Source organism: Stenotrophomonas sp. TWI1183 (assembly GCF_039673115.1).
In the GTDB taxonomy this organism is placed as follows: Bacteria; Pseudomonadota; Gammaproteobacteria; order Xanthomonadales; family Xanthomonadaceae; genus Stenotrophomonas; species Stenotrophomonas maltophilia_AA.
The window spans coordinates 153,335-175,267 of sequence record NZ_JBDJKZ010000005.1; the positions used below are offsets into that span (position 1 = coordinate 153,335).

8 protein-coding genes are annotated in these 21,933 nt (G+C 69.0%); 1 reads left to right on the plus strand and 7 read right to left on the minus strand.

Annotated features, from left to right (window positions below; genetic code table 11):
* Positions 1–45: 45 nt before the first annotated feature.
* From gspG to purL, 6 genes are all read right to left on the minus strand, one after another.
* Positions 46–477 (minus strand): type II secretion system major pseudopilin GspG, encoded by a 432-nt coding sequence (gspG, locus tag ABE434_RS07140; protein ID WP_346478334.1) that lies wholly within the window; start codon positions 475–477, stop codon positions 46–48.
* Positions 478–525: 48 nt separating this feature from the next.
* Entirely contained in the window at positions 526–1,746 is a 1,221-nt protein-coding gene (locus ABE434_RS07145; protein ID WP_179460725.1) for a type II secretion system F family protein, read from the minus strand.
* Positions 1,747–1,783: 37 nt separating this feature from the next.
* Complete coding sequence (gspE, locus tag ABE434_RS07150) at positions 1,784–3,511, minus strand: type II secretion system ATPase GspE (protein WP_346478335.1); 1,728 nt, start codon at positions 3,509–3,511, stop codon at positions 1,784–1,786.
* A 126-nt stretch (positions 3,512–3,637) separates the two neighbouring features.
* On the minus strand, positions 3,638–5,491 hold the full coding sequence (locus ABE434_RS07155; protein WP_346478336.1) for a S8 family peptidase: 1,854 nt from the start codon (positions 5,489–5,491) through the stop codon (positions 3,638–3,640).
* A 157-nt stretch (positions 5,492–5,648) separates the two neighbouring features.
* On the minus strand, positions 5,649–14,258 hold the full coding sequence (locus ABE434_RS07160; protein WP_346478337.1) for an ESPR-type extended signal peptide-containing protein: 8,610 nt from the start codon (positions 14,256–14,258) through the stop codon (positions 5,649–5,651).
* 450 nt (positions 14,259–14,708) lie between these two features.
* Positions 14,709–18,593, minus strand: coding sequence for a phosphoribosylformylglycinamidine synthase (gene purL / locus ABE434_RS07165; RefSeq protein ID WP_346478338.1), 3,885 nt, complete (start codon positions 18,591–18,593; stop codon positions 14,709–14,711).
* 290 nt (positions 18,594–18,883) lie between these two features.
* Here purL and ABE434_RS07170 point away from each other — a divergent pair, with 290 nt between their 5' ends.
* On the plus strand, positions 18,884–20,992 hold the full coding sequence (locus ABE434_RS07170; RefSeq protein ID WP_346478339.1) for a glycosyl hydrolase family 18 protein: 2,109 nt from the start codon (positions 18,884–18,886) through the stop codon (positions 20,990–20,992).
* Between the two features lie 116 nt (positions 20,993–21,108).
* On the opposite strand, the gene ABE434_RS07175 is transcribed toward ABE434_RS07170, so the two are convergent.
* The gene (locus tag ABE434_RS07175) at positions 21,109–21,888 is read right to left on the minus strand and encodes a thioredoxin fold domain-containing protein (protein WP_179460719.1); all 780 of its coding nucleotides are present in this window, start codon (positions 21,886–21,888) and stop codon (positions 21,109–21,111) included.
* Positions 21,889–21,933 lie beyond the last annotated feature (45 nt).

Here is a 21,933-nt window from a genome sequence, read left to right on the forward strand (position 1 = left end):
ATGCGGCGGTCTGCTCGACACGGGCCACGGTGCTCCCAAGGCCGGTTACTCGTACCGGATGTCCACGTCGTAACTGCTGCCGCCCACCTTGCCGTCCTTGCCCAGGCTGATCAGATCGTAGGGCTGGCCCTCGCCCGGCACGCGGTACTCCAGCGCATGACCCCACGGATCATTGAGGTCGGCCGGCTTGGCATACGGGCCGAGCCAGCCGGCGCTGCCGCCCGGCTGGGTGACCAGATCATCCAGCTTGGCCGGCAGCTTGCCGGTGTCCAGCTGGTAGTTGTCGATCTTGCCGGCCATGGTCTGCACCTGTGCCTTGGCGATGTTGGCCTTGCCACGATCGGCACCGCCGAGCACGCGGCTGCCGACCAGGGTCAGCACCGCACCGATCAGCACGATCACGATGATGATTTCCAGCAGGCTCATGCCGGACTGGTGGCGCGCGGAAGTGAAGCGGGTCAGGCGACGACGTTGCATATGGCAGGCTCCTTGCATCGAATCACGGGGGTATTCTCCAGCGGCCGGTCAGCCGATGGCATTGGTCAGGTCGTACAGCGGTACCAGCACGGCCACGATCACCAGGCCGACCACCGAGGCCAGCACGAGAGTGATCACCGGCACCAGTGCCGACAGCAGACGGTCGATCGCACGCGCGCTTTCCTGCTCGAACGTATCGGCGGTCTTGAGCAGCATCGTATCCAGCGCACCGGATTCCTCGCCGACCTGGATCATCTGCAGCGCCAGGCGCGGAAAACGCTTGCCGCGCGACAACGACGCCGACAGGCCGTTGCCGTTCTTGACCTCGTCGCTGGCGGTGTCGACATCGGCGGCCAGCGCGCGGTTGCCCAGCACGTTGCGCGCGATCCCCAGGCCGGACAGCAGCGGCACGCCGTTGCGCAGCAACGTGCCCAGAGTGCGGGCCAGGCGCGCGGTCTCCAGCTTGGCCAGCAGCGGGCCGATGCCTTTGCGCTGCAGCAGCCAGCCATCCACGGCCAGGCGCGCGGCCGGTTGCCGCAGGCGGCGCTCCACCACCAGCGCGATCACCGCGGGCACCACGATCATGATGATCCAGCCTTCGCGCACGACCAGGCCGGCGGTGAGGACCCACTGGGTGAACCACGGCAGGGCGACGTCCAGGCTTTCGTACATCAGCGCGAACTGCGGCACCACGTAGCCGAGCAGGAACAACAGCGCGCCGCCGACCACCGCCAGCAGGATCGCCGGGTAGATCAGCGCATTGATGACGCGGCCTTTCAGCTCGGCACTGCGCTCCAGGTAATCCGACAGCCGCTGCAGCGTGTCGTGCAGGCTGCCCCCGGCTTCACCGGCGCGCACCATGTTGATGTACAGCCGCGAGAACACCCCGTGCTGGCGTTCCAGCGCGGTCGACAGCGGCGCACCGCCGCGCACGATGTCGCGGATGTCGGTGACCACCCGGCGTGTACGCTCGTCTTCGGGCAGCTCCAGCAGGATGCTCAGCGCGCGGTCCAGCGGCTGCCCCGCACCGAGCAGGGTGGCCAGCTGCTGGGTGAACTGCACCAGCCCGCCGCCGTCGAACGGCTTCCGGCGCAGCAGCGCCGCCCAGGATGAGGCACCAGCCACGCCCTCGCTGGCCAGCCGTGCTTCCATCGGCATGTGGCCCTGGTCCTGCAGGCGCGCGGCCACCTCGGCTTCGCTGGCCGCCTCCATCTGGCCATCGAACAGTTCGCCATGGGCGTTGAGCGCCTTGTAGCGGTACTGGGCCATGCTCAGCCGTGCTCCCGCTTTCGGTCGCGCACGCGCATCAGGATTCCTCCGTCATGCGCAGCACTTCTTCCAGCGTGGTATGGCCCTGCAGCGCCTTGGACAGGCCATCTTCGTACATCGTGCGCATGCCGGCGGCGCGGGCGATCTGCTCGATCTCGCCCATCCCGGCGCGACGCATCACCGCACTGCGCAGCGCATCGTTCATCACCAGGAATTCGACGATGGTGGTCCGGCCGAGATAGCCGGTCGGCGCGATCGCCGAGGGCTGCGCGCGGTACAGGAAGATCTCGCCGTCCGGCTGCAGCCGGCGCAGGCCGAACTTCTCGATCTCCTCCGGCGAGGCGGCATAGCGCTGCGCGTGCTGCGGCTCCAGCCGGCGCACCAGGCGCTGGGCCAGGATACCGTTGATGGTGGACGTGAGCAGGTAATCCTCCACGCCCATGTCGAGCAGGCGGGTGATGCCGCCGGCCGCGTTGTTGGTGTGCAGCGTGGAGAGCACCAGATGGCCGGTCAGCGCGGACTGGATCGCGATGCGCGCGGTTTCCAGATCGCGCATTTCGCCGATCATGATGATGTCCGGATCCTGGCGCACGATGCTGCGCAGCGCATTGGCGAAATCCAGCCCGATCTGCGGCTTGGCCTGGATCTGGTTGATGCCTTCGATCTGGTACTCGACCGGGTCTTCGACGGTGATGATCTTGACGTCGGCGGTATTGAGCTGGCTCAGCGCGGTGTACAGCGTGGTGGTCTTGCCCGAGCCGGTCGGGCCGGTGACCAGCAGGATCCCGTGCGGCTGTTCGAGCACCTTGCGGAACTGCGGCAGGAAGGCGTCGGTGAACCCCAGGCGATGGAAATCGAACACCACCGTATCGCGGTCGAGCAGGCGCATCACCACGCTTTCGCCGTGCGCGGTCGGCACGCTGCTCACGCGCAGGTCGAGCTCCTTGCCCTGCACGCGCAGCATGATGCGGCCGTCCTGCGGCAGGCGGCGCTCGGCGATGTTCAGCCGCGCCATGATCTTGATGCGGCTGATCACCGCGGCGGTCAGGTTGACCGGCGGGCTTTCGCCCTCGATCAGCACGCCGTCCACGCGGTAACGCACTTTCAGGCGATTCTCGAACGGCTCGATGTGGATATCCGAGGCGCGCAGTTCCACCGCGCGCTGGATGACGAGATTGACCAGGCGGATGACCGGCGCTTCGGAGGCCAGGTCGCGCAGGTGTTCGATGTCGTCGACCGCGGCGCCCTCGCCGTCGGCAGTCTCGATGATCGCGCCCATCGCACTGCGGCCCTGGCCGAACCAGCGCTCGATCAGGTCATCGATCTCCGAGCGCAGGCCGACGTGCAGGCGCACCGGCAGCCCGATCGCCAGCTGGACCGCATCGGCCGCATACGGGTCCTGCGGATCGGACACCCACAGATCGATCGCGTCGTCGTGCAGCGCCAGCGGACAGACATGGAATTGTTTGAGGAACCGCAGCGTCAGCGGCAGCCCATCGAGCAGGGCTTCGGGCGGCGATTCCGGCACCGCCTTGGCGTCGAGCAGGGGCAGGCCAAGCACCTCGGCGCTGGTCTGTGCATGGTCGCGCTCGGAGACCAGCCCCAGCCGGACCAGCAAGCCCAGCAGGCTGCCGCCGGATTCACGGTGCAGCGGGCGCGCACGGGCCAGGTCGCCGTCCTTGAGCCGACCTTTCTCCAGCAATACCGCAACGATGCGGGATTCGGCCGGGGATGCTGCAGTGGAATCCTGGGCAACCGCGTTCAAGAACATTCTCCTGGCAACCGCTGCGACTTTAGCAGTTCACCGCGATCCTACGCGGTATTGCACACCGTCCAGATGCAAAAACGGGAGCCCGTCACATGACGGACTCCCGTTCGGGGTGCTGCGGTATTACTGGTTGGCCAGAATGCTCACGCCGCTGAACGCGGACTCGCCGACCACCTTGATGTAATACGTGCCGGCCACCGGCGCGGTGAAGCGCACCGTTTCACTGTTGCCCGGGCGCGTGGACTTGGCGTCGAACGCGGTGGCGGTCGGCTCCTTGCCCTGGCTCACGTACACCGACACGTTGCCACTGCCACCGTAGGTGAGCAGGCTCAGCACCTTGCCGGCCTGTGCCTCGAAGCTGTACAGCGCTTCGCTGCCACCGGCGCCGCTCAGGCCACCGACGGCAACCTTGTTGGTCAGCGGCGTGGCGACCGGGCCGCAGTTCTCGGTGCACTCTTCTTCCAGCGCCTTGTCGAGCGCGGCCTTGGCATCGACGATGCCGGAGCCGATCGGCGTGGCGGTCGGGATGGTCACCGGGAAGGCGCGCGCGGTCTGCTTGAGCAGCGTTTCCAGCGCGGCCGGGCTGAGCGGGTCCTTGCCGGCCGCGGTGACCGCGCCCTGCACCAGGGCTGCTACCGCCGCCACGTGCGGCGACGCCATCGAGGTGCCGGCCATGCCCATGTAGCTGTAGGCACCGGAGGTCGGCGTGGTCGCGCCGTCATAGCCCGCCTGCCATACATAACCGCCCGGATTGCCGTCCACGCTGCCGCCGCCGCCCGGGCCGGACAGGTCCACCACCGTGCCGAAGTTGGAGTAGTAGGCGATGCCACCGGTGATCCGGGCCGCACCGACCGCCACCACGTTGGCGCAGCTGGCCGGACGGAAGTTGGCCGCGTTGGAGGCCGAGTTGCCGGCCGCGACCACCACGGTCGTGCCCCGCGAGACGGCACCGTTGATCGCATCCTGGTACAGCGCATCGCACGCGCCGCCGCCACCCAGGCTCATGTTGATGACCTCGGCCGGATTGGCATTGGCCGGCACGCCGGCGACGGTGCCACCGGAGGCCCAGGTGATCGCGTCGGCGATGTCGGACAGGTAGCCGCCGCACTTGCCGAGCACGCGCACCGGCAACACACGCGCCTTGTACGCGACACCGGCCATGCCCACGCCGTTGTTGGTGGACTCGGCGATCGTGCCGGCCACGTGGGTACCGTGCCAGGAGCTGTCCTCGGCCAGCGAGCCGGCGTAGCACTCGTTGTCATTCTCGACCCAGTCGCCGTAATCCAGCGCACCCGGGACGCGGTCATCGGTGGCGCGGCGGGAGGTTTCCGCGTCGCTGATGAAGTCGTAACCCGCCAGCAGGTTGCCGGAGAAATCCGGATGCTGCGGCAGGATGCCGGTGTCGAGCACCGCCACCACCACGCCCTCGCCCTGGGCGACGTCCCACGCAGCTGGCGCATTGATGCCGCCGGTGGCGCTGTTGAGATGCCACTGGTACTGCGCGTAGTACGGATCGTTCGGCACCAGCTGCGGTGTGGCATTCCGCGGGCGCACGTCGGTGCGCTGCAGCTTCACGTCCACTTCGGCGTACTGCACGGAGGGATCGGCCTTGATCTCGGCCAGCACCTTCTGCAGTTCGGCCGGGCTCAGGCGGCCCTGCAGGCGGATCAGGTCGGCACCGACGCCGAGTTTGCGCACGATCTGCGGGTTCACCGCACTGGCACGCCCGGCGGCGGAACCACCGACGCTGGCGCGGGCGACCGCCGACTGCACGGCCGTCAGTTTGGCCGAACGATCCGTGGCCGCCGCGGTCCCCGTGCGGTACTTGACGATGATGCGCTCTGCGCCTTGGGCGGCCGCCGGCTGGCGCACCGACTCCTTGGCCGGCAGGCCCGCGGCATAGGCGCTGGCGCCTGCGGACAACGACAGCACGGCGGCTGCCAGCACATTGATGCGAAGGTTCTGCTTACTGGTCACGTTGACGTCCTCTTCAAGGTCATGGATCAAACGACTGTTCAGGCCAACACTCCATGCGAGCTCCCTGGCCGGCCCTGGCCAGGGTTCCCGTGACCCGCCCCCTCAGGCCTTGCATTACGTTGCAGCGGGGCCGCGCACGGCCCCGCGTTGAAACGGCTTACCAGCCAAAGCCGGCACCCACGCCGACCGAGCTGTCATCACTGCTGAAGGCACCGCCCAGGGTCACCGTGGCGCGCTCGCTGAGCGCGCGCTGGTAGCCCAGCGACAACGCCGATTCGCCACCCTGGAAACCGACGCCGACACCGACGCGGTTCTGGGTGCGCACGCCGGCGGCGCTGGTGGCCATGTTGAGCATGGCCGCGCTCATCGCACCCTGGCGATCAATGCGACGGTCCTGGTGACGCAGGCGCTGGTCGATCTCCCCCTTGTAGATATCGAAGCTGTCGGCCATCGAGGTGAAGCGCTGGTCGGTGTAGCTGTTGGCGGTCGCGATGCCACCGTCCAGCTGGCCCTTGTTGACCGCATCGGTGGCCTGCGTACCGGCCGCCACGTTGGCGACCTGACGCTCGTTGCCGACGCTGCCGACCGAGACCGTATCGGCACGATCCGCGACCGAGCCCTGGCCCAGTGCCACGGAGTTGGCGGCCGAGGCGGTCGCGCCCTGGCCGATCGCCGTGGCCGACGCCCCGCTGGCCACGGCACCGTCGCCCATCACCACCGCATTGACCGCGGCCGGTGCGGCGGCGGGCGCGCTGAGCGGCTGACTGCTGCCCACGCTCGCCGCGGTCGGCGTGCCCTGTACCGTCGCAATCGCGTCCTCGCTGGCAGCACTCATGACACTGGCGTCCGGTGCGACGCTGGCGGTGGCCACTGCGGCGGTGCGTGCACGTGCACCGCCACTGCCGCCACCGGCCACGCGCTGGTCCAGGTCGCTGACCTTGCGGTCCAGCGCACCCAGTGCGTCGCCCACGTTGCTGTACGTCGCCCCCTGGATCACATAGTTCGGCGCGACGAACACACCCTGCATGCCCACGCTGGCGCCGCCGCCGAGGAAGGTGGCGACATCGGTCAGCGACTGGAACAACTGTCCGCCGTTGATCGCCTGGCGGCTGCCGGACGCGATCGAACCGCTGCCGACGTTGTCCAGCGTGGTGCCCTGCAGACCCGACAGGGTCAGTGTGTCGCGGCTGCTGTCGTCATAGGTCAGCGCATTGGCGGTGACGTTCTCGACCGAGCCGATCCGGGTGTCGATATCACCGACCCGGGTTTCCACCGCACCGACACGCTGGTTGGTGGTGTTGAGCTGGCCACCGGTCACCGCGTCGGTACTGCCTGCCGCGATGCGGCCGGCGCCGACGTTGACGATGCGGCGCGTGGCCGGGCCGTCGGTGCCGTTGCCGCCACCCACCGAGACCACGTTGGCCTCCACTGCGCGCGACCCCGAACCCAGCGCCACAGCGTTGGCACCGGAGACGCCCGCTGCCGAACCGATCGCGATGCTGTTGGCCCCGTTGCTGGCGAACGCGCCGTTGCCGATCGCCACACCGTTGGTCGCATTGGTCGAGGCCTGGCGGCCGAGCACGGTGCTGTTGGCACCGCGTGCCGAGGCATCGGCGCCGACCGCGGTGGCACCGGTCGCCGAGGCGACGGCGGCGGTACCCAGCGCACTGCTGCGGGTCGCGCTGGCGGTCGCGCCGGAACCGGCGGCGAGCGCATCGCTGCCGCTGGCCGTGGCCACACCGCTGCCGCTGGCCTGGAAGTGCTTGCCGACCGCATCGGCGGTGGCAGCCACGGTATCCAGTTGCGACTTGGTCACCGCGTCACTGGCGTTGACCGCATCCCCGACATTGGTGATGCGGCGCGTGGCCGGGCCGGTGGTGCCGTTGCCGCCGCCGACCGAGACCACGTTGGCCTCGCTGGTGCGGGCACCGGCGCCGAGTGCGACGCTGCCTGCGCCACTGGCCGACGAACTGGTGCCCAGCGCCGTGGCATTGATGCCGCTGTACGCGTAGCTGTCCTGGCCGATCGCGGTGGCGCCCTGCGAGGTGGCCCAAGCCAGCTGCCCGACCGCCGTGGTGCGTGCCGCGGTGGCCCAGGCGTTGGAACCGGCAGCCACACTGTTGTCGCCGCTGGCCTGCGACGCGTAGCCCAGTGCATTGGCGTAGCTGCCCGAGGCGGCGCTGCCCCAGCCCAGTGCGGACGCGTAATCCCCACTGGCTTCGGCGCCGTAGCCCAACGCCGTGGTGCGCACGCCGCTGGCGGCGCTGAAGGTACCGACCGCAGTGCTGTAGTCGCTGCCGGCTTCGGCGCTGTAGCCGAAGGCCGAGGACTGCAACCCTGCTGCCGTGGCGCCGGCACCGGTGGCGGTACTGAAGCTGCCGTCCGCCTGCGCCCCCGCACCGAGTGCGGTGGCACCGACGGCGCTGGCACTGGTGGCCTTGTCCAGCAGCACGTTGCCATTGTCATCTTCGTAATACAGCGCACCACCGATGGCGGTCGCCGAATCGGCCGTGGCCGAGGCGTTGAAGCCCGACGCCGAGGCGTTGCGCCCGGAGGCCAGGGCGCCGCTGCCATAGGCCGAGGCCCCGGTGCCGAACGCATTGGCCGCTTCGCCCGCCGCGGTGGCATACGCCCCGTCGACATAGCTGCCGACGTCATCGCCATTGCCGCTGCCTGACGCCTGGAAGTACCGGCTGGTGGTTTCCGCGACATCGGCGACCGCATTGAGCTGGTCGACGTTCACCGCGTCGGTGCCTTCAGTACCGGCAGCGACGTTGGTGATCTGCCGCTGCGCGGTGGCCGTACCGACCGAGACCGAGTTGTCGCGATCCGCGGTGGAACCGGCGCCGAGCGCGACGCTGTTCACGCCCTCCGCGCTGGCACTGGCGCCCAGTGCGGTGGCATTGCCCGCATCGGCCCACGAGTTCCAGCCGATCGCGGTGGCGTAATCATCGGTTGCCCACGCACCTGCACCGAAGGCGGAAGCACCGGTGCCCGAGGCGCGCGACGGCAGCAGACCGTAGAAGGTCGTGCCACCGATTGCCACGCTCTCATCGCCGGTGGCTTCAGACGATTCACCCACCGCCACCGCACCCGCGCCGGAGGCGGTCGAGGCGGCACCCACCGCTACGGCATAGGCGTTGGAGGCAACCGCCCCGTAGCCCAGCGCGGAAGAGAGCTGCCCGGTCGCTTCGCTGTAGCTGCCGAAGGCCGATGCACCGGCTTCGGAGGCATTCGCGCGGAAGCCGTTGGCGGTGGCCTGCTGGCCCGCCGCCGTGGACTGGCTGCCGGTCGCCGTGGCGTAAGCACCGCCCGCCTGCGCACCGGCGCCCGTGGCACTGGCACCGATCTCGCTGGCACTGGCGCCGTTGCCGACCGCGACACTGTCTTCGCCGGTCGCCTGCGCGTCACTGCCCAGGGCCACGGCGCCTTCGGCGCTTGCCAAGGCGTTGAAGCCGACCGCGGTGGCGTTGTCGGCGACGGCCGTTGCCCCGCTGCCGAGCGCGCTGGCGCCGTTGCCGATGGCGTTGGACGCCTCACCGGCGGCCAGCGCGTTGTCGCCTTCCACGTACGCACCGGCGTCGCTGTCAGCGCTGCCGCTGGCCTGGAAGTACTTGCTGGTGGCTTCAGCCGTTGCTGCCACCTCCTTCAGCTGCGCGACATTGACCGCATCGGTGTCTTCCGTACCGGCACCGACATTGGTGATCTGCCGATCAATGGCCTCATGCACCACGCCCGCCGCGTCGGTCCATGCCTGCGCGGCACCCACCGAGACGGCGTTGGCACGATCAGCCAGCGAACCGGCACCGAGCGCGACGCTGTTGTCGGCGTCCTTGGTGGTCCAGGTGTTGCTGCCCACCACGGTGGAATTCACCGCCTGCGCGTAGCTGTTGTAGCCGACGACGGTGGCACCGTCTTCGGTCGCCCAAGCTTCACTGCCGATCGCGGTGGTCTGGATGCCCTGCGTGACACTGCCCGCATCCGCACCGGCCAGCGCGTTGAAGCCGACGGCCACGCCGTCTTCCCCGGTGACGGCGTTGTTGCCCACCGCCACGCCATACAGGCCTGCATTGGCCTGCACGCCGAAGGCGGCACCGGCGATATCCGCACGCGTGCCCTGGCCTACCGCGGTCGCCACGTCGGCCGCCTGCGTATTGCTGCCCAGTGCAGTGCCGAAGAAGCCTGCGGTGGCATTCGCGCCGAACGCACTGGCCTGCCAGCCGTCCGCGGTAGCGAAGTTGCCGATCGCGGTGGATTCACGCCCCAGCGCCCAGGCGCCGTAACCGACGGCCGTGGCGGCAAGGCCCGCAGCCTCGGAGCCGGCACCGATCGCCACCGCGCCGAAGCCCTGCGACAACGAACCGCCGCCGATGGCGACGCTGGCCGCGCCGGAGGCCGCGCTCAGATCGCCGAGGGCCACCGCGCCTGCGGCGCTGCTGCTCGCATTGCTGCCAATCGCCACCGCGTTGTCTCCGGTGACCGTGGCGTTGAAGCCCAGCGCGGTGGATTCGGTGCCGATCACGGTGCTGCCGCTGCCCAGCGCGGTGGCACCGTTGCCGATGGCGTTGGAGGCCTCACCGGCGGCCAGCGCGTTGTCACCCTCCACGTAGGCACCGGCATCGCTGTCGGCGCTGCCACTGGCCTGGAAGTACTTGCTGGTGGAGGCGGCCGCATCGGCCACTGCATTCAACTGGTTCACGTTGACCGCATCGGTGCCGTCGGTGCCCGCCGCGACGTTGGTGATCTGCCGCTGCGCATCGGCACTGCCGACCGAGACGCTGTCATCGCGGTCGGCAATCGAGTCGGCGCCGAGGGCGACGCTGTTCGCCCCGCTCGAAGTGGCCGCATTGCCGAGCGCGGTGCTGTTGACGCCCGGCGACCATGCACCACCGCCGACGGCCGTGGAGTAGTTGCCGGAGGCCTCGGTGGGCAGCAGGCCGAACAGCGCACCACCGACGGCCACGCTGTTGATGCCGCTGGCCAGGCTGCCCTGGCCGGTGGCGGTGCTGTACGCACCGGAGGCTTCGGCATCGCCACCGAGTGCCACGCTGTTGGAGCCGGTCGCCTGCGCGAAACTGCCCAGTGCGGTCGCGTTGAAGGCCGACGCCACCGCGTAGCCACCGATCGCGGTGGTGTAGTTGGCGGTCGCTTCGGAGGCGAACCCGTAACCGGCCGACAGCGTCCCACTGACCACGCTTTCCGCACCGACCGCGGTCGCACCCTCGCCGCTGGCGCTGCTGAAGTACCCCAGGGCCACCGATTCTTCACCGGCGGCCTCCGACAGCGCGCCGCCGGCCAGGCTGCCGGCGCCGGAGGCGACACTCGCCGCACCGGTCGCCGTGCTCTGCTCGCCGGAGGCCAGGCTTTCGGCACCGGTCGCCGTCGCGTATTCGGCAGTGGACTGCGCATTGGCGCCGACCGCGATCGCATTGGCACCGCTGGCGACGGCATTGAAGCCGACGGCACTGGCGTTGTCGGCCAGGGCGAAGGCGCCACTGCCCAACGCCGACGCGCCCGTGCCGGCCGCGAAGCTGCTTGAACCGACCGCGGTGGCGTAATCGCCATCGGTGGCCGCGTTAGCACCGGCGGCCACGCTTTCCTGGCCACCGGCGACGGCAACACCCTCGCCACTGGCCTGGAACTGGTCGGTCGCCGCAGTCAGCTGATCCAGATTGACCGCATCGCTGCCCTCGGTACCGGCGGCCACCTGGGTGATCTGGCGCTGCCGATCATCGTTGCCGACCGAGACGGTGTAGGCACGGTCGGCGACCGCACCCGCGCCGAGCGCGACCGCATTGGACGCCGTCGCGCTGCTGCCGGCACCGATGCCGATCGCGCTCTCCCCGCCGGCGACCACGTTGGTGCCGATGGCGATGCTGTTGATGCTGTTGCCCAATGCCTGGAAACCGACGGCCACGCTGTTGTCGCCGTAGCCGAAAGCACCGCGGCCGAGCGCGGTGGAACTGCTGCCGCGCGCCCAGCTGTTGTAGCCGATCGAGGTCGAGCCGGTGCCGCTGGCCCAGGCCGACTGACCCACCGCCGTGGCGTTGGCTTCGGTCGCCCACGCACTGGAGCCGAAGGCGGTGGCGCCATCCGCGGTGGCCCACGCATATGCGCCGGTCGCGGTGGTTTCCTCGCCGCTGGCGAAGGCGTTGTCACCCTGCGCCACGCTGTAATCGCCGGTGGCGCGGGCCTTGTAGCCGCTGGCCAGGCTGTTGCTGCCGGTGGCCTGTGCACCGCTGCCGAATGCATTGCTGGTGGTGCCGGTGGCCTGTGCACCGGCACCGACCGCGACGCTGTCCGGCGCCGCGGTGGCACCGATCAGGATCGCATTGCCCTGGTCATCCACCAGCGGCTGGTTGTACTCGTCATACGCCTGGCCGAGGCCACCAATGGCCACGCTGCCGTTGCCGGTCGCGCTGCTGTTGCGGCCCAGCGCGACGGTGTCATCGCCGACGGCGGTCGCACCACCGCCCACGGCAGTGGCACCGGCACCCAGCGCATTGCTGGCCTCACCGGCCGCCAGTGCATCCTCGCCATCGGCAAAGGCGCCGACCGCACCACTGGCAGCGCCGTTGGCCTTGAACTGCGTCGAGGTCGCCGAGGCCGAGCTTGCCACTGCATCAAGCTGCGCCTTGTTGACCGCATCGGTCGCTTCGCTGCCCGCGGCGACGTGGGTGATCTGGCGCTCGTTGCCGACATCACCGACCGAGACCGTGTTGTCGCGGGTAGCGGTGGAGTTGGCGCCCAGCGCAACGCTGTTCGCGCCGCGCGCAGTGCTGTAGAAGCCCACCGCCGTGCTCAGTTCACCGCTGGCCCAGGTTTCCGCGCCGAGCGCCGTGGCGCCCTCGCCCGGGGCGTAGGCGAAGTAGCCCACGGCGGTAGCCTCGGTGCCCGAGGCTTCGCTCAGGGTGCCGTTGGCCACCGCGTAATCGCCACTGGCAATCGCGCCCGCACCCACCGCGGTGGCCGCTTCGCCACTGGCCTGGGTCTGCACGAAGAAGCCCAGGCCCGGCAGCAGATCCGCCGGCCCGCCGATGGCGGTGCTGCTGTTGCCGGTCGCCACGCTCTGCGTACCGACGGCGGTGGAATAGTCGCCGGTGGCATTGGCCACTGCACCGAACGCCGAGGCCTGCGCACCGGCCGCGTATGCGCCGACGCCGTACGACGAAGCGGCGAAACCCGAGGCGTCCGCGCTCGCACCGACGGCCGTGCCGCCGACGCCGGCGCTGGTCGCCCCGGTATCCACCGGCACGCCGCCGTTGGTGATCAGCGGGTTGCCATCGGCATCCACCGCTGCACCGCCGACCGCCACACTGCCTGGACCATTGGCCTGCGCATTGGTGCCGAACGCCGCGCTGTTCTGACCGGTGGCACTGGCGTTGTAGCCGACGGCCGTCGCGTTCTGCGCGGTGACCGTGGCACCGCTGCCGAGCGCGGTCGCGCCGTTGGCCAGCGCGTTGGCGGCTTCACCGATCGCGGTCGCGTTGTCGCCTGCTGCGAGGGCACCGGCATCGCTGTCGCTGCTGCCGGTGGCCTGGAAGCGCTTGTCGGTGTTGGCTGCGACCGCACCCACCTGATCCAGCTGCGCCTTGTTCACCGCGTCGCTGTCTTCGGTGCCATCGGCAAGATTGGTGATCTGGCGACGCAGGCCGTTTTCCGCATTGCCGACCGATACCGTATCGACGCGATCGGCGTACGAACCGGCGCCGAGCGCCACGCTTCCCACCGCCACCGCAGCCGAGTTCGCGCCGAGGGTCGCGCTGAAATCCGCGACCGCGACGCTGAACGCGCCGACCGCGACCGAGGCTTCACCGGCACTGGCCGCACCGCGGCCGAGCGAGGTGCTGCCCGGGCCGATGGCCAAGGCACCCCCACCGATCGCGGTCGCGCCATCGGCACTGGCTTCCGCCAGGCCGCCGATCGCGGTGGCCGCACCATTTTCACTGGCCGCCACGGCCGATGCACCGAGGGCGACATCGCCCAGACCGAAGGCCGCGGCACTCTGGCCGAGCGCGATGCTGGCATCCCCGAAGGCCATGCTGCCCTGGCCGAACGAACTCGCCCCGAGGCCGATCGCGAGCGCTTCGCTGCCCACTGCCGTGGTGGCATTGCCGACCGCCTGGCTGCTGCGACCCAGCGCGGTTGCGCCGTCGCCATCGGCGTTGGCGCTGGCGCCTGCGGCCAGTGCACCCTCGCCATCGATCTTCGCTGCATCGGCGTCGCTGCCGTCACCGTCGGCCTTGAAATAGCGGGTCGCGCCTTCGGCGGCGACCGCCACCTTGTCCAGCTGTGCCTTGTTCACCGCGTCCGTCGCGGCCGTACCGGCGGCGACGTTGGTGACCTGGCGTTCCTTGCCGGCATCCCCCACCGAAACGGTGTTGGCCCGGTTGGCCTTCGAGCCGGCGCCGAGCGCCACGCTGTTGGCCGCCGACGCCGTGCTGTTGCTGCCGATGGCGACCGCGTTGGTGCCCGAAGCCGTGGCGTTGCCGTCGACCACGCAGCTGTCGACGATGCCGCTGTTGAGCACCAGGCAGTTCGCATTGCCCCCCACTTCCACCGATTGCGCGTGCGCCGTCTGCACGGCGCCTGCCGCGCCCCATCCAAGCGTCAACGCGATGGCGGCCGAGAGCAGTGCGGTGTTGCGTCCGCCAGAGGTTCGGCGCTGATCGATGACGACACCCGAGGACTGGCTGCTGGCCAATTCCGAGGCAACGACCATCTGCCCCAGTGCTTTGTTCCAGACCTTGCGATAAATCCGATTCATCGATGCGGCTCCTGATTAGGCTGGTTTTAGGCAAAGCGACGCCAACGCCGGACCGCGTGGTCCAACGTCCCCTGGGGGCGTTTTTTCGCTTGATTTACTGCGTTGTGCGCAATGGCTGGCAGATACCTACAGCGTGCACGCCATCCATGCGCTTACTGCGGAACTGAACGCTGTCGAAATGAGCATGCAGTGTTAACGTACAGTTTGAACAACGTCAAGACTTTGACATTGAAATTCATATGACCGCGAATTGCGTCACAGAAACGACGTGTTATTGCGTGATTTTGTTAGCTGTATGTGAGCAATCGCCATAACGCGTTTTCACGCTGTAACGCGATGTAACTCATTGCTGTCGATCAGTTTGTCGGCCATGCAAAAGAAAACCGCCGGACAGGCCGGCGGTTTCTTCACGCGACTTTCACCGCATCGAAAGCGATGCGGTGCGCAGTATCAGCCGCACCATACTCTTGCGTTGCGGAACATCCGCAGCCACGGCGAATCGCCGTTCCAATCGACCGGATGCCAGCTGAGGTTGATCGCACGCGGGGTGCGTTCCGGATGCGGCATCATGATCGTGGTGCGGCCATCGGTGGTGGTCAGGCCGGTGATGCCGTCGGGCGAGCCGTTCGGATTCAGCGGGTACTGCGTGGCCACGTTGCCATCGCCATCGATATAACGCAGCGACACGCGTGCCGCGGCCTGATCGACCGCATTGGCGAAGACGGCCTGGCCTTCGCCATGCGCTACCACGACCGGCAGGCGCGAGCCGGCCATGCCGCGCAGCAGGATCGACGGCGACTCCACCACTTCGATCAAGGCGGTGCGTGCTTCGAACTGCTCGCTGCGATTGCGGTGGAACTGGGGCCAGTGTTCGGCACCGGGGATGATGTCCTTGAGCTGGCTCATCATCTGGCAGCCGTTGCAGACGCCCAGGGCGAAGCTGTCCTCGCGGGCGAAGAACGCCGCGAAAGCATCGCGCAGCGCGCTGCGCTCCAGCACCGAGGTCGCCCAGCCGCGGCCGGCACCGAGCACATCGCCGTAGCTGAAGCCGCCACAGGCCACCAGGCCGGTGAAATCGGACAGCGCGACGCGGCCTTCGATCAGGTCGCTCATGTGCACATCGAACGAACTGAAGCCGGCACGTTCGAAGACGTTCGCCATTTCGATCTGGCCATTGACGCCCTGCTCGCGCAGCACCGCCACGCGCGGACGCGCGCCGGTGTTGATGAAGGGCATCGCCACGTCTTCGTTGATGTCGAAGCTGAGCTTGGGCTTCAGGCCCGGCGCGTTGAAGTTGCGCGCGATCGCACGCTCCTGGTCGGCGTTGTCCGGGTTGTCGCGCAGCTTCTGCATGGCGTGGGTGACCGACCACCAGGCATCGAACAGCGCTTCCCAGCGCCACTCGACCAGGCTGTCACCCTGCAGCGAGACGCGCACCACCGGGGCGGTGGTCGGGCGCGCGATGCGCTGCGCGCATTCGGTCAGGGCATGACGCTCGACCAGATCGGCGAACGCCGCGCGGTCTTCCTTGGCGATCTGCACCACCGCACCCAGCTCTTCATTGAACAGGCTGCGGAACGGATCATCACCCCAGGCATCCAGGGTGATGTCCAGGCCGAGACGCGACGCGAAGGCCATCTCGCACAGCGCGGCGAACGCGCCGCCGTCGCTGCGGTCGTGGTAGGCCAGCAGCAGGCCGGCCTGGCGCGCGTCGCGGATCAGCTCGAAGAAGGCACGCAGGCGCTGCGCATCGTCCAGGTCAGGCACGGCACCGGCGAAGGCCGGCAGTGCGGAATGGTCGGCGTGCACCTGGGCCAGGATCGAACCGCCCAGGCGCTGTTTGCCAGCCCCCAGGCCGATCAGCCACAGCTCGCTGTCGGCATCGCGGTCGAGCAGCGGGGTCAGCTGGCCGGTCGCATCGGCGACGGGCGCGAACGCGGAGATCACCAGCGACACCGGCGACACCGACTTGTGCGCCTGGCCGTCGGCCTGCCACTGCGCCTGCATGGACAGGGAGTCCTTGCCGACCGGAATGCTCAGGTCCAGCTGCGGGCACAGCTCCATGCCGACCGCACGCACCGCGTCATACAGCAGCGCGTCTTCGCCGTGGTGGCCGGCCGCGGCCATCCAGTTAGCCGACAGCTTCACCGTTTCCAGCGCGTCGACCGGGGCCGCGCACAGGTTGGTGATCGCTTCACCGACCGCCATGCGCGCCGAGGCGGCCGCATCCAGCAGGGCCAGCGGGGTGCGCTCACCGATCGCCATCGCTTCACCGGCGACGGTATCGAAACCAGCCAGGGTGATGGCGACGTTGGCCAGCGGCAGCTGCCACGGGCCGATCATCTGCTCACGTGCGGTCAGGCCGCCGACGCTGCGGTCACCGATGGTGACCAGGAAGTTCTTCGAGGCCACCGACGGATGCGCCAGCACGCGCAGACCGGCCTCGTGCAGGTCCAGCCCGGCGGTCTTCAGCGCCGGCCAGCGCGGTGCAGCCGGGTGCACGGTGTCGCGGTGCATCTTCGGCGCCTTGCCGAACAGCACGTCCATCGGCAGATCGATCGGGGCATCGGCCGGGGTGTTGCCCACGGTCGCGCCATAGGCCACGACCAGACGCTCCTCGGCGGTGGCGACACCGACCGCGGCGAACGGGCACCGCTCGCGCGCGCACAGCGCAGCGAACTCGGCCAGGCGCGCCTGCGGCACCCCGAGCACGTAACGTTCCTGCGATTCGTTGCACCACAGCTGCATCGGCGACAGCGACGGGTCATCGGCCGGCACCTTGCCCAGATCGATCACGCCACCCACGCCGGAGTCGTGCAGCAACTCGGGAATCGCGTTGGACAGGCCACCGGCGCCGACGTCATGGAACCAGCGGATCGGGTTGTCCAGGCCGAGCGCGACGCAGCGGTCGATCACTTCCTGGCAGCGACGCTCCATTTCCGGGTTGTCGCGCTGGACGCTGGCGAAATCGAGGTCTTCGGCGCTTTCACCGGAGGCCACCGAACTGGCCGCACCACCGCCGAGACCGATCAGCATCGCCGGACCGCCGAGCACGATCACCGCATCGCCGGGCTGCAGGCGCAGCTTCTCGACCTGGTTCTGGTCGATCGCGCCCAGCCCACCGGCCAGCATGATCGGCTTGTCGTAGGCGCGGGTCAGGCCCTCGCCCTCGGCCAGCTCGAAGCTGCGGAAGTAACCGAGCAGGTTCGGGCGGCCGAACTCGTTGTTGAAGGCGGCGCCGCCGAGCGGGCCGTCCAGCATGATGTCCAGCGCCGGTGCCATGCGCGGGTTGAGCGCGCGCGGCGCTTCCCACGGCTGCGGCAGGGTCGGGATGCGCAGGTGCGAGACCGAGAACCCGGTCAGGCCGGCCTTGGGCTTGCCGCCGCGGCCGGTCGCGCCTTCGTCGCGGATCTCACCGCCCGCGCCGGTGGCCGCGCCCGGGAACGGGGCGATCGCAGTCGGGTGGTTATGCGTTTCCACCTTGATGCAGAACGCCGAATCAACCACGGCCTCGCTGCGGTACTGGCCGGTGGCCGGATCCGGGCGATAGCGCGCGGCCGGGAAACCGGCGACCACCGCGGCGTTGTCGCTGTAGGCGCTCAACGTGTGCTGCGGGGTCTGCTGGTGGGTGTTCTTGATCATCCGGAACAGCGAGTGCGACTGGTCGGCGCCGTCGATGGTCCAGCTGGCGTTGAAGATCTTGTGGCGGCAGTGCTCGGAGTTGGCCTGCGCGAACATCATCAGTTCCACGTCCGACGGCTTGCGGCCCAGGTCGCCGAAGCGCTGGCGCAGGTAGTCGATCTCGTCCTGGGCCATGGCCAGGCCGAGGCGGCTGTTGGCCGCTTCCAGGTCATCCAGTGCGATCCGCTCCAGCTCGCCGCGCGCCGGGGCGCTGAACAGCGCCTGGGCCTGCGCGGTCTCGGCCAGCACGGATTGGGTCATCGGGTCGTGCAGCGCGCGGATCACCGCTTCCTGCGCGGCCGCATCGGCCGGCCAGCCGGCCAGGTCGATGCGCAGGCCACGTTCGACCCGGCGGATCGGCTGCCCGGCGCCACGGACCAGCTCGGTGGCCTTGCTCGACCAGGGCGACAGGGTGCCCAACCGCGGCACCACGAAGCACGATACCGCCCCGTCCTCACGCTCGGCCAGCGCCGGCTGGGCCTCCAGGATCCGGCTCAGGATCGCCGGGTCCGGGGCCGCATCGCCCTCGGTCTGGATGAAGTAGACATGCCAGGCACCGGTGATGCGCAGATCGGCGGCCAGGGACTGCAGGCGGGATTCAAGACGTTCGCGGCGGAACGGCGAAAGGGCGGATGCGCCCTCGAGGACCATCATGTCCGGGGAACCGTGGTTGGGAACGGGGCCCACTATTGTACCCAAGTCGGCCGCCGCGGCCCGGCCCGGGGGATCGACCGGCCAGAGCCGGGGCCAAGCTCGTTCACACCAGAACCATGCACTGGTTCACGGATTGCACCCGGATTACATGACAACGTTATCACGACCTGGCCTGCGGCCAGGTGCCGTCCGTCCCCCATGTCGTTGCCGGCCTCTCTCACCGGCGTCCGGAACTGCTGCACGCATGCCGCCATCCCGGCGGCATGCGCCCACCTGATCGGAGACCGACCATGCCAGACCCGATTGCGCGCCGTGCAGTGACATCGTTTTCCTCCCCCGCCGCCACCCTCCGCCGACCCCGTTGGCTGCTCGCCCTGGCCCTGGCCGCGGCCGTCGGCTCGCCCACGCTGGTCCAGGCGGCGAACTGTACCGGGGCCCCCGAATGGAACGGCGCGGCCATCTATCTGGCCGGCCAGACCCTGCAGAAGGGGGGCGTGCTGTACCGCGCCAACCAGGACATCTGGAACGCCCCGCCGGATCACCCGGCCGGTGCGCCCTACTACACCAACCTCGGCGCCTGCGATGGCAGCGGCAGCAACCAGCCGCCGAGCGTCGCGCTGACCTCCCCGGCCGCCGGGGCCAGCTTCAGCGCCGGCAGCAGCATCACGGTCAGCGCCAATGCCAGCGACGCCGACGGCAGCGTCAGCAAGGTCGAGTTCTTCCGCGGCGGCAGCTCGCTGGGCATCGACACCAGCGCGCCCTACAGCGTGGTCTGGAGCAACGCCGCGGCCGGCAGCCACACGCTCAAGGCGGTGGCCACCGACAACAACAACGCGGTGACGTCCTCGGCCACGGTCAACGTGACCGTCACCGCCGCCAGCAACGACACCACGCCACCCAGCGTCCCGGGCGGGCTGGCTTCTCCGTCCAAGACCGCGACGACGGTGAACCTGGCCTGGAACGCGGCCACCGACAACAGCGGCGGCAGCGGCGTGGCCGGCTACGACGTGTACCGCAACGGCAGCCTGGTCGGCTCGCCCGGTGCGACCCAGTACACCGATGGCGGACTCAGCGCGAGCACGGCCTATACCTACACCGTGCGGGCACGCGACAACGCGGGCAACGCCTCGGCGCAGAGCGGTTCGATCAGCGTGACCACGGCCGCCAGCGGTGGTGGTGGCGGCACCAAACGGGTGATCGGCTACTTCACCCAGTGGGGCATCTACGGCCGCAACTACCAGGTGAAGAACATCGACACCAGTGGATCGGCGGCGAAACTGACCCACATCAACTACGCCTTCGGCAACGTGCGCAACAACCGCTGCGAAGTGGGCGTGACCCAGGCCTCCGACCCGAACACCGGCGTGGGCGGCGATGCGTATGCCGACTACGGCAAGTCGTTCGCCGCCGGCACCAGCGTGAGCGGGGTCGGCGATACCTGGGACCAGCCGCTGCGCGGCAACTGGAACCAGCTCAAGCAGCTCAAGGCCAAGCACCCGAACATCAAGGTGCTGATCTCGCTCGGCGGCTGGACCTGGTCGCGCGGCTTCTCCAGCGCGGCGCAGCCGGCCAACCGGCAGGCGTTCGTGGCCTCGTGCATCGATGCCTACATCAAGGGCAACCTGCCGCTCGCCGATGGTGCGGGCGGCGCGGGCGCGGCGCTTGGGGTATTCGATGGCATCGACATCGACTGGGAGTACCCGGTGGCCTGCGGGCTCAGCTGTGGCACGCCGGCCGACAACGCCAACTTCACCGCGCTGCTGGCCGAGTTCCGCCGCCAGCTTGATGCGGTGCGGCCCGGTCTGCTGCTGACGGTGGCCGTGGGCGCAGGCGTGGACAAGATCCGCGTGACCGATCCGGCCAGCTACCACCCGTACCTGGATTTCATCAACGTGATGACCTACGACTTCCACGGCGCGTGGGATCCGCAGACCAATCACCACTCGGCCCTGTTCGATTCACCGGCCGATCCCTCCACCGGCGACCAGAAGTTCTACAACAGCAATGATGCGATGGAGGCCTTCCTCAGCCGCGGGGTGCCGGCCAGCAAGTTGAACCTGGGCATCGGCTACTACGGCCGTGGCTGGACCGGTGTGGCCGCCGGCAACAACGGGCTCTACAAGAGCGCCAGCGGCGCGGCACCGGGCACGTACGAGGCCGGCATCGAAGACTGGAAGGTGCTCAAGACCCTCAACTGGCCGGTCTACACCGACAGCGTCGCCAAGGCCACGTGGATATCCAACGGCACCACCTTCTGGAGCGTGGACACGCCGGCCATGGTCACCGAGAAGATGGGCTACGTGAAAACGCAGGGCCTCGGCGGTGCGTTCTTCTGGGAGTTCAGCGGCGATGATGCGCAGGGCACGCTGACCAAGGCGATCAGTGATGGCTTGAAGTAACACCGTAGCGCGGGACGGCGCCTGACTGATCGAGCAGGGCGCGGCCCGGCTGATCGAGCGAAGCATCACCCCGCTCAGTGAAGAACACGCCCCGGCCTGGCCGGGGCGTGTTGTTTTCAGCGGCTGCCGCCTGCCGAGACGCGCTCCAGCGCCGCCTTGAGCTGGGCCGGCGGCAGGTAGCCACCGAGCTGGGTGCCGTCGGCGGCAAAGATCGCCGGGGTACCGTTGACGCCCATCTGCTGGCCGAGCTTGTACTGCATCGCCACCGGGTTGGTGCAGTTCTTCGGGGTGACGGCCTTGCCGGTCTTGGCCGCGGTCAGGGCCTGCTTGCGGTCGGCCGCGCACCAGACCGAGATCATGTCGGTGTAGTCCTGGCTGCCCAGGCCCATGCGCGGGAACGCCAGGTATTCCACGGTGATGCCGTTGCGGTTGAGCTCGGCGATGTCCTGGTGCAGCTTGCGGCAGTACCCGCACTCGATGTCGGTGAAGACGCTGACGGTGTACTTGGCGTTCGGCGCGGCGAACACGATGCGCTCGTTGGTGGGCACGCCGTCGAGCAGCTTGCGCCGGTAGGTGAGCAGGCCCTGGCTGCTGACCGGCCCCTTGTTCTGGATGTCGTACGGCTGGGACTGCATCAGATAGCGGCCGTCATCGGAGACGTACAGCACCTGGCCGCCGACCAGCACTTCGCGGAACCCGGCAAATGGCGCCGCACCGATGAAATCGGGCTTGAAGGTCGGGTCCAGCTGCTGGAGCGCGGTGCGCACGCGCTGGTCGGCATCGCCGGCAGCGGCCGGAGCAGCGGCCGTGGTCTTGGCCGCCGGAGCGGACGGTTGCTGCGCGCAGGCAGTCAGGCTGAGCGCGCCGAAGAGCGCCGCAATGGCAACACGGAGCATCGAGCATTCCGGTGTAGGGAGTCAGACTGGATTCTCGCACAGCTG